The following is a 257-nucleotide window of genomic DNA, read 5'->3' as shown; positions in this document are numbered from 1 at the left end:
CCTGTGCCACCCGGCCGGTGCCGTGCGACCGGATGCCATGACTGATGACGTCGATCGATTCGAGCTCGATGTCGAACTGGCGAACGCTCTGAGCCAGGGCGGGCAGCGGGATACCGGGAATCCCGGTGCACCCGTGGGGGTCGAGCAGTCCGATCGCAGGCGGGGGTGTGTCGATCCGGAGAACGGTGATCAGGGACGTGCCGTCCCACCGTGCGCCGATGGGCGTCCCGTCGGGTATCGGGATGTCGAATGGCGCC

At 68.1% G+C, this 257-nt stretch carries 1 protein-coding gene; it reads right to left on the bottom strand.

The features are described from left to right. Positions 1–257: hypothetical protein (locus tag SB717_RS37540; RefSeq protein WP_410908220.1), on the bottom strand; the 257-nt coding region annotated here is incomplete at both ends.

This window comes from Priestia sp. SIMBA_032 (assembly GCF_046535215.1).
In the GTDB taxonomy this organism is placed as follows: domain Bacteria; phylum Bacillota; class Bacilli; order Bacillales; family Bacillaceae_H; genus Priestia; species Priestia aryabhattai.
Note: the sequence above shows the minus strand (reverse complement) of the source record. Positions and strands in the feature narration are given on the sequence as shown.